The organism is Pseudomonas sp. R1-43-08 (genome assembly GCF_003852255.1).
GTDB lineage: Bacteria > Pseudomonadota > Gammaproteobacteria > Pseudomonadales > Pseudomonadaceae > Aquipseudomonas.
Genome location: NZ_CP027734.1, coordinates 1,395,391 through 1,406,882, shown reverse-complemented (window position 1 = coordinate 1,406,882; position 11,492 = coordinate 1,395,391). Strand labels below are relative to the sequence as shown.

Sequence of the window (11,492 nt, the reverse complement as noted above, 5' to 3'; positions counted from 1 at the left end):
TGCCGCAAAATGCGGCAGATTCGCAATTCAGCGAAGCGTTACAGTCGTCCCAGATCGTTGACCAGAGCTAACAACATCACTCCGACCACCAAACTGATACCGATCTGTATCCCCCAACCCTGCACCCGATCCGACAAGGGGCGACCACGCACCCACTCGACCAGATAAAACAGCAGATGCCCCCATCCAACACTGGAATGGGCAGCAAATTCAGAACTCCAAGGCTGATACTCAGATAAGCCAGGAAATTCAAGAAATCCGCGACACCCGACTGGGCAGAAGCGCCCGCCACTTTAGCAATGGTTATCGGTCCACTCAAGTTTTTTACCGAGAGCTCGCCGAACAACATTTTCTTCAGGGATTCGAGGGTCAGCACGCTCATGGTCCAAGTGCGTTTAGCACCCTCGCCAATCGCTGCCAACGGCCCGAAGCTGATCTCTCGCACCATCGATGGCGGCCACTCGACACCTTTGACCCCGGCCCCCAGGTAACCCCCGGCAGCCTTGGCCTCACCACGCACCGACAAGGTTACAGGGACGTCGATTTGAGCACCTTCGCGCTCAACTTTCAGCACAATTTTCGTATCAGGGCGTACACGTACCAGGTCGACCACTTGCTGCCAATCGCCCAGCGCCTGGCCGTCAAGGGCCAACAGCCGGTCGCCGGTTTTCAGGCCTGCGGCCTGGGCCGGGCCTTTAGGGTCCAGCTCGGCGAGTACCGGCGGCAACGCCGGACGCCACGGACGGATGCCCAGGGACTTGATCGGATCTGGCTCGTCAGCGCCTTGAAGCCAATGGTCCAAGGCCAGCTCACGCGGGCTTTCGGCACTGGAATCCGGCTCACGCACCACCACATTGACAGTGCCGCTCTCACCCAGTCGCCGCACCAACTGCAAATTGACCGCGCCCCAACCCGTGGTGGGCTCGCCATCAATCGAAACAATTTCCTGCCCTGCCACCAGCCCGGCCTTGGCCGCCATACTGCCCGTCTCGACCGCGCCGATGACCGGACGCACTTGCTGGCTGCCCAGCATGGCAAGGACCCAGAAGAACACCATCGCCAACAGGAAATTGGCAATCGGGCCGGCAGCGACAATGGCGATGCGCTGACGAACGGTCTTGCGGTTGAAGGATTGATCCAACTGGTCCGCAGGCACTTCGCCTTCGCGCTCATCGAGCATTTTCACATAGCCACCCAGCGGGATGGCTGCAATCACGAACTCGGTACCCTGACGATCATGCCAGCGAACCAGCGGCATGCCGAAACCGACGGAAAAACGCAATACCTTGACGCCGCAACGACGCGCCACCCAGAAGTGGCCGAATTCGTGGAAGGTAACCAGCACACCCAGAGCAACCAGGGTGCCGACAATCATGTAGAGCGCACTCATCTAATTTCTCCGCATTTCAATCCAATGCCTGAAGGCGCTTACCCGCCTACAGCCTGACGCGCGTTGCGGTCCAGCCATTGCTCGGCCAGGGCCCGAGCCTTTGTATCGGCCTCGAACACGGCCCCCAGGTCATCCACAGCCACAACCGGCTCAGAATCCAGAACGTCCTCGATGATACTCGCGATCTGCGGAAAGCGGATGCGCCGTTCGAGAAACGCCGCCACGGCCACTTCATTGGCTGCATTGAGCATGGCTGGCGCACTGTTGCCCGCCTCAGCTGCTTGCCGGGCCAGACGCAGGCACGGGAAGCGCTGTTCGTCCGGCGCCTGGAAATCCAGGCGCGCGATGGCAAACAGGTCCAATGGCGCCACACCGGAATCAATCCGCTCCGGCCAAGCCAGGGCATTGGCGATCGGCGTGCGCATATCCGGGTTGCCCAATTGCGCCAGTACCGAGCCGTCCACGTAATCCACCAGGGAATGAATCACACTTTGCGGGTGAATCACCACCTCCACCTGATCAGGCCGCGCATCAAACAACCAGCACGCCTCGATCAGCTCCAGGCCTTTGTTCATCATGCTTGCCGAGTCCACGGAGATTTTGCGCCCCATGGACCAGTTCGGGTGCGCGCACGCCTGGTCGGGGGATACATGCTCCAGCTCATCCACCGGAGTCTGCCGGAAGGGGCCACCGGACGCCGTCAGCAAAATCCGGCGCACGCCGACCTGGCCCAGGCCGCGGGCAAAATCAGCGGGCATGCACTGGAAGATCGCGTTGTGCTCGCTGTCCAGGGGCAACAGGACCGCCCCGCTCCTGCGCACGGCCTGCATAAAGAGCGCGCCGGACATGACCAGGGCTTCTTTATTGGCCAGCAGGATTTTCTTGCCCGCATCGACGGCAGCCAGTGTCGGGCGCAAACCCGCCGCACCGACAATAGCTGCCACGACCGTATCCACTTCGGCGTCCGCAGACACCTGGCACAACCCCTCTTCGCCCACCAGCACCTGGGTGGCAAGGCCGGCAGCCCGCAAATCATCCTGCAGGCTTCGCGCGGCAGCGGCCTGCGGCACCACGGCAAAGCGCGGCGAATGACGCACGCATAACGCCAGCAGTTCATTCATGCGCGTAAAGCCGGTCAGGGCGAAAACCTGGTAACGATCGGGGTGACGGGCGATGACATCCAGGCTGCTCAGCCCGACCGAGCCCGTCGCTCCAAGCACGGTGACCTGCTGCAGACGGCTCACGAAGCGATCATCCACAGCAACACGGCAAAGATCGGCAACGCGGCGGTGAGGCTGTCGATACGGTCCAGCACACCACCGTGACCTGGCAGCAGGTTGCTGCTGTCCTTGATCCCGGCCTGGCGCTTGAACATGCTCTCGGTGAGGTCGCCCACCACCGAAATGAATACCACGACGGCAGCCCCCAACAGGGCCAGGAAAATCTCCTTCACCGACCAGTCGCGCCACACACCGACCGCCAGCGCGATCAGCAGCGTCAAGGCCAGCCCGCCGTATACGCCTTCCCAGCTCTTGCCTGGGCTGACGGCCGGCGCCAGCTTACGCTTGCCAAAGGCACGGCCTGAAAAGTAAGCGCCGATGTCAGCGCCCCAGACCAGCACCATGACCGCCAGGATCAATTCGTTGCCATTCGGGAAACGCTTGATTTCCACCAAGCCTTGCCAGGCCGGCAGCAGGATCAGCAAGCCAATCACCAACTTGCAGGCCACACTGGACCAGTGACCGCTGGTGCGTGGATAGGTCAGCACCAGGAACGTCGCCAATGCCCACCACAATACCGACGCCCCGAGCACCCAGGGCGCAATATCGGGCAGGATGTACATCAGGAACAGCAACAGCGCGACGACCGCGGCGTACGCCACGCGTGGCAATTGGTCGCTGAAGCCCGCCAGACGCGCCCATTCCCATGCGCCGAGGGTTACCACCAGGCCGATGAACAGTGCAAAGCCGGAACCCTCGAGCAGGAAAAAACCACACAAGGCAATCGGCAGCAGGATCAGTGCTGTGATGATTCGTTGTTTAAGCATTTAAACCCGGGCTCCAGCTTCGATCTGCTCGCTCGTTTTACCGAAGCGACGCTGACGGGAAGCGAAATCGGCCAGCGCATTGCGCATGGCATCGTGTTTGAAGTCCGGCCAGAACAGGTCGGAGAAATACAACTCGGTATAGGCTAGCTGCCACAGCAGGAAATTGCTGATGCGGTGCTCACCACCGGTACGGATGCACAAGTCCGGCAACGGCAGGTCGCCGGTCACCAGGCAGGTTTGCAGCAGTTCGGGCGTGATGTCGTCGGGCCGCAAATGACCGGCCTGCACTTCGCGGGCCAGTCGCTGCGCAGCCTGGGCGATATCCCATTGGCCGCCGTAGTTGGCCGCGATTTGCAGCACGAAACGGTTGCTGCCGGCCGTGATAGCCTCGGCTTCACGCATGGCTGCCTGCAGCTCCGGATGGAACCGGGAACGGTCACCAATGATGCGCAGGCTGATGCCGTTGTCATTGAGGCGCTTGGCCTCGCGCCGCAGCGCCTTGAAGAACAGGTCCATCAAGGCACTCACTTCTTCGGCGGGCCGCTGCCAGTTCTCGCTGGAAAAGGCAAACAGCGTCAGCACTTCGACCTTGGCCTCGGCGCACACTTCGATGACAGCGCGCACCGCATCGACACCCGCTTTATGCCCGGCAACACCGGGCATAAAGCGTTTTTTCGCCCAGCGATTATTCCCATCCATGATGATCGCGACATGGCGCGGCACCACAGAGGGCACAGTCTGCTTGGTCTTTTCCATGAAGGCGTCCTGACCCCTTATACGGCCATCAGGTCCTTTTCTTTTTCTTCGGTGGCCTTGGTGATCTGGGCCTCCGCATCCTTGGTCAGCTTATCGATATCGGCAACGGCACGGCGCTCTTCGTCTTCGCTGATCTCCTTGTCCTTGACCAGCTTCTTCAGGTCACCCAAGGCATCGCGACGGATGTTGCGCACGGCAACCCGTGCATCTTCAGCCGCGCTGCGCGCCTGCTTGGTGAAGCCCTTGCGGGTCTCTTCGGTCAGGGCAGGCATGGAAATCAACAACAACTCACCCAGGTTGGTCGGGTTGAGGTTCAAGCCGGCACTCTGGATAGCTTTGTCGACCGCCCCGAGCATGTTGCGCTCGAAGGCTACGACCTGCAGGGTGCGCGAGTCTTTTACGGTGATGTTGGCCACCTGGGTAATGGAGGTGTCCGTACCGTAGTAGGGCACCATCACGCTGCCCAGGATGCTCGGGTGAGCCTTGCCCGTGCGAATCTGGCCGAATGCGTGGCTCAGAGACTCCAGGGATTTGTGCATACGCTCTTGAGCGTCTTTCTTGATTTCGTTGATCATTGTTGGCCTTCCTCGATCAGAGTCCCTTCTGCGCCGCCGTGTACGATATTCAGCAGGGCGCCGGGTTTGTTCATGTTAAATACGCGCAGCGGCATCTTGTGGTCGCGGCACAGACAGATAGCCGTCAGGTCCATCACACCCAGCTTGCGATCCAGCACTTCATCGTAGGTCAGATGATCGAACTTCTCGGCATGCGGGTCTTTGAATGGATCTGCAGTGTATACGCCATCCACCTTGGTCGCCTTCAACACCACGTCGGCGTCGATTTCGATAGCACGCAGGCATGCGGCCGAATCGGTGGTGAAGAACGGGTTACCGGTGCCCGCGGCAAAGATCACCACTTCCTTGGCGTTCAGGTGGCGCATGGCTTTGCGGCGATCGTAGTGATCGGTCACACCGACCATGGAAATAGCCGACATCACGATGGCCGAGATATTGGCACGCTCCAGGGCGTCACGCATGGCCAGGGCGTTCATCACAGTGGCCAGCATGCCCATGTGGTCGCCAGTGACCCGATCCATGCCGGCAGCACTCAGTGCCGCGCCGCGGAACAGGTTGCCACCACCGATCACCAGGCCCACCTGAACACCGATACCGACCAGTTGGCCGACTTCTAGCGCCATGCGGTCAAGCACCTTGGGGTCGATCCCGAACTCTTCCGAGCCCATCAGGGCCTCGCCGCTGAGCTTGAGTAGAATGCGTTTATAGCGAGCCTGATAACCACTGCCCTGCTGAGCCATTGCGAATCTCTCCTGCGGCGTATTTTTTAAAAAATTCTTGGCGAGCCGTTTACGGCTTGCGTTCACTCTAGCTGGACGCCATCACAGCGCCATCGGAACACGGCTTTGTAAGCCAGTTCCGAGGGGAAGCCAAATAAATTCGCCTTCCCATTTGAAAAGAGGCTGCGCGCGTGAGCGGGCAGCCTCTTTCGGGCGACAGTTGAAAACTGTCTTATTGCTTGGCGGCAGCCAGCTGGGCAGCAACTTCTTCAGCGAAGTTGTCGACCGGCTTCTCGATACCGTCGCCTACTTTGAAGTAGGTGAAGGAAACGATTTCAGCACCGGCTTTCTTGGCCAGTTCGCCAACCTTGATTTCAGGGTTCTTGACGAACGCCTGCTCAACCAGGCTTGCTTCAGCCAGGAACTTGCTGATACGGCCCTTGACCATATTCTCAACAATGTTTTCTGGCTTGCCTTTGATTTTTTCTTCGTTCAGCTGCAGGAACACAGCTTTTTCACGCTCGATCGCTTCGGCAGAAACTTCCGAAGGCAACAGGAACTCAGGGTTGCTGGCCGCTACGTGCATAGCGATATCTTTGGCCAGTTCAACGTTGCCGCCTTTCAGGACAACTGCAACACCGATCTTGTTGCCGTGCAGGTAACCACCTACCACGTCACCTTCAACGCGCACCAGGCGACGGATGTTGACGTTTTCGCCAACCTTGCCGACCAGTACCAGGCGATCAGCTTCTTGAGCTTCGATCAGCGGAGCGGCGTCAGTCAGTTTGTCGGCGAACGCTTTTTCAACGCTGGCGGCAACAAATGCCTTGAAGTCATCCTGCAGAGCCAGGAAGTCGGTCTGCGAGTTCACTTCCAGCAGTACTGCGGACTTGCCGTCTTCTTTCAGAGCGATAGCGCCTTCAGCAGCCACGTTGCCTGCTTTCTTAGCGGCCTTGATGGCGCCGGAAGCACGCATGTCGTCAATGGCTTTTTCGATGTCGCCGTCGGCCTTTTCCAGGGCCTTCTTGCAATCCATCATGCCTTCGCCGGTACGCTCACGCAGTTCTTTAACCAACGCTGCAGTAATTGCTGCCATTTTCAAATTCCTCTTGGATAGGTTTTCAACCATTCCACCCGATCGAACGGGGGATCAATTCTTCCCGAATATCCGTTGTAGGCTGCTGCACGTTACAGAGCAACGATGCGCCGCCACAAGTGGGCGCCAACAAATGGTTTTCGAGGTGGCAAAAAGGGGGCCAAGCCCCCTTTTTGCTTACTGAGTCAACGCCAGGGCGTCAATTACTCAGCTGCGGCTACCGGAGCTTCTTCAACGAACTGCTCGGTACCACCAGCAACGTGGTTGCGACCACGGATTACAGCGTCAGCCATCGAACCCATGTACAGCTGGATAGCGCGGATTGCGTCATCGTTGCCTGGGATGATGTAGTCAACGCCATCCGGGCTGCTGTTGGTATCGACTACGCCGATAACAGGGATGCCCAGCTTGTTGGCTTCGGTGATCGCGATGCGCTCGTGATCAACGTCGATAACGAACAGTGCGTCAGGCAGACCGCCCATGTCCTTGATACCACCCAGGGAACGATCGAGCTTTTCCAGGTCGCGAGTGCGCATCAGCGCTTCTTTCTTGGTCAGCTTGGCGAAAGTACCGTCTTCGGCTTGCACTTCAAGGTCACGCAGACGCTTGATGGAAGCACGGATGGTTTTGAAGTTGGTCAGCATGCCGCCCAACCAGCGGTGATCGACGTACGGCGAACCGCAACGTGCTGCTTCTTCAGCAACGATCTTGCCAGCGGAACGCTTGGTGCCGACGAACAGGATCTTGTTTTTGCCCTGGGCCAGGCGCTCTACGAAAGTCAAAGCTTCGTTGAACATTGGCAGGGTTTTTTCAAGGTTGATAATGTGAATCTTGTTACGCGCGCCGAAAATGTACTTACCCATTTTCGGGTTCCAGTAACGGGTCTGGTGACCGAAGTGCACACCGGCCTTCAGCATATCGCGCATGTTGACTTGGGACATGATAGTTCCTTAATAAGTCGGGTTTGGCCTCCACGTATCCCAATGACCAACCAGCGGCTTCAAGGCCTCTGGCACCCAGGTCATCGTGTCGACACGTGTGTGGATTTAAGCTCTGCGGGGCATCCCCGGAAAGCGGCGCATTTTATACCACAGCAAGGGCGAAAACGGAACCCGCAATCACATTTGCCGCAAGCTTCCCTGTTCCAACCCTTTGAATGGCGCCGATATACCCCCACTCTATAGAGAGAAGCGATCGTCAGGGGCTCATGGTTTGTCGCCCGCGTCTGTTAGAATCGCGTTTTTTTGTGGCGTGTGCGAAGTGTCGCACGCCCGTGAACCGTATTGATTTCAGCGCGTCGCGCTAGAGAGAGCCTGTATGACCGTTAGTTTGAAAACCGCCGAAGACATCGCCGGCATGCGCATTGCCGGCAAACTGGCCGCCGACGTGCTGGAAATGATCGCCGAACACGTCAAGCCCGGCGTCACCACCGAAGAACTGAACCAGATCTGCCATGACTATATTGTCAATGTGCAAAAGGCCATCCCGGCCCCGCTGAACTACAAAGGCTTTCCCAAGTCGATCTGCACCTCGGTCAACCACGTGGTGTGCCACGGGATCCCGGGTGACAAGCCGTTGAAGGACGGCGACACCTTGAACATCGACGTCACCGTGATCAAGGACCGCTACTTCGGCGACACCAGCCGCATGTTCCACGTCGGCAACGTGCCGGTCTGGGCCGAGCGCCTGTCCCAGGTGACCCAGGAATGCATGTACAAGGCCATCGAGATCGTCAAGCCAGGCTGCCGCCTGGGCGATATCGGTGAAGTGATCCAGAAGCACGCCGAAAAGAACGGCTTCTCGGTGGTGCGCGAGTTCTGCGGCCATGGCATCGGTACCGTATTCCATGAAGAGCCGCAGATCCTGCACTACGGCCGCGCCGGCACCGGCATGGAACTCAAGGCCGGCATGACCTTTACCATCGAGCCGATGATCAACCAGGGCAAGGCCGACACCAAGGTGCTGGGCGATGGCTGGACCGCCATCACCAAGGACCGCAAACTCTCGGCCCAGTGGGAGCACACCCTGCTGGTCACCGAAACCGGCTACGAAATTTTCACCCTGCGCGCCGACGACACGATCCCGCGCACGTCGGATGCTGCTTCGGCTTAGGGATTACTCAGGTTTTCCCCCACTGTTTTGTGAATGACTGATAGATAGAAAGGAAAGCCGATCGATGCCCCAGGTGGATCCCGAACTCTTCGACCGTGGCCAGTTCCAGGCCGAACTGGCGCTGAAGGCAAGCCCTATCGCCGCGTTCAAGAAGGCGATCCGCCAGGCCCGCGAGGTGCTCGATGGGCGCTTTCGCAGCGGCCGCGACATACGCCGGCTGATCGAGGACCGCGCCTGGTTCGTCGACAATATCCTGCAAAAAGCCTGGGAACAGTTCAGCTGGAGCAGCGAGGCGGATATCGCCCTGGTGGCGGTCGGCGGCTACGGTCGTGGTGAGCTGCACCCCTACTCCGACATCGACCTGCTGATTTTGCTGGACAGCGCCGACCATGAGATTTTTCGCGATTCCATCGAGCGGTTTCTGACGCTGCTGTGGGACATCGGCCTGGAAGTCGGCCAGAGCGTACGCTCGGTGGACGAATGCGCCGAAGAGGCCCGCGCCGACCTGACCGTCATCACCAACCTGATGGAAAGCCGCACCATCGCCGGCCCCGAGCGCCTGCGCCAACGCATGCTTGAAGTCACCAACACCGCACACATGTGGCCGAGCAAGGATTTCTTCCTGGCCAAGCGTGCCGAGCAAAAGGCGCGGCACCACAAATACAACGACACCGAATACAACCTGGAACCCAACGTCAAAGGCTCGCCGGGCGGGCTGCGCGATATCCAGACGATCTTGTGGGTGGCCCGTCGCCAGTACGGCACCCTGAACCTGCGCGCCTTGGCCGGCGAGGGCTTTCTGGTGGAGAGCGAAAACGCGCTGCTGGCCTCGTCCCAAGAGTTCCTGTGGAAAGTACGCTACGCCCTGCACATGCTTGCCGGGCGCTCGGAAGACCGCCTGCTGTTCGACCACCAGCGCTCCATCGCGACCCTGCTGGGTTTTGAAGGCGAAGACGCCAAGACCAGCATCGAAAGCTTCATGCAGCAGTATTACCGCGTGGTGATGAGCATTGCCCAGCTCAGCGACCTGATCATCCAGCACTTCGAAGAAGTGATCCTGGCCCCCGAAGACGAAGCGCCGCCGCAACCGATCAATTCGCGCTTCCAGCTGCACGACGGTTACATCGAGGCGCGCAACGACAACGTATTCCGCCGCACGCCGTTCGCCATGCTGGAAATCTTCGTGCTGATGGCCCAGCAGCCGGAAATCAAAGGCGTGCGCGCCGATACCATTCGCCTGCTGCGGGAAAACCGTCATCTGATCGACGATGAGTTTCGTCATGACATCCGCAACACCAGCCTGTTTATCGAACTGTTCAAGTGCAAGATCGGCATCCACCGCAACCTGCGGCGGATGAACCGCTACGGCATCCTCGGGCGCTACCTGCCGGAGTTCGGCTTTATCGTCGGGCAGATGCAGCACGACCTGTTCCACATCTATACCGTGGACGCCCACACCCTGAACCTGATCAAGCACTTGCGTAAGTTGCAGTACACCCAGGTGTCAGAGAAATTCCCACTGGCCAGCAAGCTCATGGCCAAGCTGCCCAAGCCGGAATTGATTTACCTGGCCGGCCTGTACCACGACATCGGCAAGGGCCGGCATGGCGATCACTCGGAGATCGGCGCGGTGGATGCCGAAGCGTTCTGCCAACGCCACCAGTTGCCGTTGTGGGACAGCCGCCTGATCGTCTGGCTGGTGCAGAACCACCTGGTGATGTCGACCACCGCCCAGCGCAAGGACTTGTCCGACCCGCAAGTGATCCACGACTTCGCGCAGATCGTCGGCGATGAAACCCGCCTCGACTACCTCTACGTGCTGACCGTCTCCGACATCAACGCCACCAACCCGACGTTATGGAACTCCTGGCGCGCCAGCCTGTTGCGCCAGTTGTACACCGAGACCAAGCGCGCCCTGCGCCGCGGCCTGGAAAACCCGGTAGACCGCGAAGAGCAGATTCGCCGCACCCAAAGCGCGGCCCTGGATATCCTGGTGCGCGGCGGCAACGACCCGGACGATGTCGAACAACTATGGTCGCAACTGGGTGACGACTATTTCCTGCGCCACACCGCCGGCGATGTCGCCTGGCACACCGACGCCATCCTTCAACAGCCGGCCGATGGTGGCCCGCTGGTCCTGATCAAGGAAACCACCCAGCGCGAATTCGAAGGCGGCACGCAGATCTTCATCTACGCGCCGGACCAACATGACTTCTTCGCCGTGACCGTGGCGGCTATGGACCAGCTCAACCTGAACATTCATGACGCCCGGGTGATCACCTCCAGCAGCCAGTTCACCCTCGACACCTACATTGTGCTCGACACCGAAGGCGACTCGATTGGCGACAATCCGGTGCGTGTGAAGAAGATCCGCGAAGGCCTGACCGAAGCCCTGCGCAACCCGGATGATTACCCGACCATCATCCAGCGCCGGGTACCGCGCCAGCTCAAGCACTTTGCCTTTGCGCCGCAGGTGACGATCTCCAACGACGCCCAGCGCCCGGTAACCGTGCTGGAGCTGAGCGCGCCGGATCGGCCAGGCCTGCTGGCACGCATCGGCGGGATTTTCCTGGAGTTCGACCTGTCGCTGCAGAACGCCAAGATTGCGACCCTCGGCGAGCGCGTGGAAGACGTGTTCTTCATCACCGACGCCGATAACCAGCCGCTGTCCGACCCTGAGCTGTGCCGCCGTTTGCAGGATGCGATCGTGGAGCAATTGAGCGTGACCCAGGAACCTGGCGTCGCGCTGACGCGCCTGACGATTTGAAACGCCGGCGTATATGGGAGGGGGCTTGCT

At 59.6% G+C, this 11,492-nt stretch carries 9 protein-coding genes and 1 pseudogene; 2 read left to right on the top strand and 8 right to left on the bottom strand.

Going from position 1 to position 11,492, the window contains the following annotated elements; translation table 11 throughout:
- Positions 1 to 38 precede the first annotated feature (38 nt).
- The 8 genes and pseudogenes from rseP to rpsB all read right to left on the bottom strand — a co-directional run bounded on the left by rseP (position 39) and on the right by rpsB (position 7,524).
- Positions 39 to 1,390 (bottom strand): annotated as a pseudogene (rseP, locus tag C4J87_RS06310) (sigma E protease regulator RseP).
- A 38-nt stretch (positions 1,391 to 1,428) separates the two neighbouring features.
- Positions 1,429 to 2,634 (bottom strand): 1-deoxy-D-xylulose-5-phosphate reductoisomerase, encoded by a 1,206-nt coding sequence (gene ispC / locus C4J87_RS06305; RefSeq protein WP_124366115.1) that lies wholly within the window; start codon positions 2,632 to 2,634, stop codon positions 1,429 to 1,431.
- Complete coding sequence (locus tag C4J87_RS06300) at positions 2,631 to 3,437, bottom strand: phosphatidate cytidylyltransferase (protein ID WP_124366114.1); 807 nt, start codon at positions 3,435 to 3,437, stop codon at positions 2,631 to 2,633. Before C4J87_RS06300 ends, ispC begins: the two co-directional genes overlap by 4 nt.
- On the bottom strand, positions 3,438 to 4,193 hold the full coding sequence (gene uppS / locus C4J87_RS06295; protein WP_057723202.1) for a polyprenyl diphosphate synthase: 756 nt from the start codon (positions 4,191 to 4,193) through the stop codon (positions 3,438 to 3,440).
- 17 nt (positions 4,194 to 4,210) lie between these two features.
- The gene (frr, locus tag C4J87_RS06290; RefSeq protein WP_057723203.1) at positions 4,211 to 4,768 is read right to left on the bottom strand and encodes a ribosome recycling factor; all 558 of its coding nucleotides are present in this window, start codon (positions 4,766 to 4,768) and stop codon (positions 4,211 to 4,213) included.
- The gene (gene pyrH / locus C4J87_RS06285) at positions 4,765 to 5,508 is read right to left on the bottom strand and encodes a UMP kinase (protein ID WP_003172271.1); all 744 of its coding nucleotides are present in this window, start codon (positions 5,506 to 5,508) and stop codon (positions 4,765 to 4,767) included. Before pyrH ends, frr begins: the two co-directional genes overlap by 4 nt.
- Positions 5,509 to 5,719: 211 nt before the next feature.
- Positions 5,720 to 6,583: a translation elongation factor Ts gene (tsf, locus tag C4J87_RS06280; protein WP_124361608.1), complete on the bottom strand. Its 864-nt coding sequence runs from the start codon at positions 6,581 to 6,583 to the stop codon at positions 5,720 to 5,722.
- A 203-nt stretch (positions 6,584 to 6,786) separates the two neighbouring features.
- Positions 6,787 to 7,524: a 30S ribosomal protein S2 gene (gene rpsB, locus C4J87_RS06275; protein ID WP_048719953.1), complete on the bottom strand. Its 738-nt coding sequence runs from the start codon at positions 7,522 to 7,524 to the stop codon at positions 6,787 to 6,789.
- 376 nt (positions 7,525 to 7,900) lie between these two features.
- Here rpsB and map point away from each other — a divergent pair, with 376 nt between their 5' ends.
- Complete coding sequence (gene map / locus C4J87_RS06270; protein ID WP_124361607.1) at positions 7,901 to 8,695, top strand: type I methionyl aminopeptidase; 795 nt, start codon at positions 7,901 to 7,903, stop codon at positions 8,693 to 8,695.
- Positions 8,696 to 8,759: 64 nt separating this feature from the next.
- A complete protein-coding gene (locus C4J87_RS06265) occupies positions 8,760 to 11,462 on the top strand; it encodes a [protein-PII] uridylyltransferase (protein ID WP_124366113.1) in 2,703 nt (900 codons plus the stop codon).
- The last annotated feature ends 30 nt before the right edge of the window (positions 11,463 to 11,492 follow it).

Excerpts from the sequence above, each read along its gene's own strand:
- C4J87_RS06300 (WP_124366114.1), bottom strand. The coding sequence starts at position 3,437 with ATGCTTAAACAACGAATCATCACAGCACTGATCCTGCTGCCGATTGCC.
- uppS (WP_057723202.1), bottom strand. The coding sequence starts at position 4,193 with ATGGAAAAGACCAAGCAGACTGTGCCCTCTGTGGTGCCGCGCCATGTC.
- frr (WP_057723203.1), bottom strand. The coding sequence starts at position 4,768 with ATGATCAACGAAATCAAGAAAGACGCTCAAGAGCGTATGCACAAATCC.
- pyrH (WP_003172271.1), bottom strand. The coding sequence starts at position 5,508 with ATGGCTCAGCAGGGCAGTGGTTATCAGGCTCGCTATAAACGCATTCTA.
- tsf (WP_124361608.1), bottom strand. The coding sequence starts at position 6,583 with ATGGCAGCAATTACTGCAGCGTTGGTTAAAGAACTGCGTGAGCGTACC.
- rpsB (WP_048719953.1), bottom strand. The coding sequence starts at position 7,524 with ATGTCCCAAGTCAACATGCGCGATATGCTGAAGGCCGGTGTGCACTTC.
- map (WP_124361607.1), top strand. The coding sequence starts at position 7,901 with ATGACCGTTAGTTTGAAAACCGCCGAAGACATCGCCGGCATGCGCATT.
- C4J87_RS06265 (WP_124366113.1), top strand. The coding sequence starts at position 8,760 with ATGCCCCAGGTGGATCCCGAACTCTTCGACCGTGGCCAGTTCCAGGCC.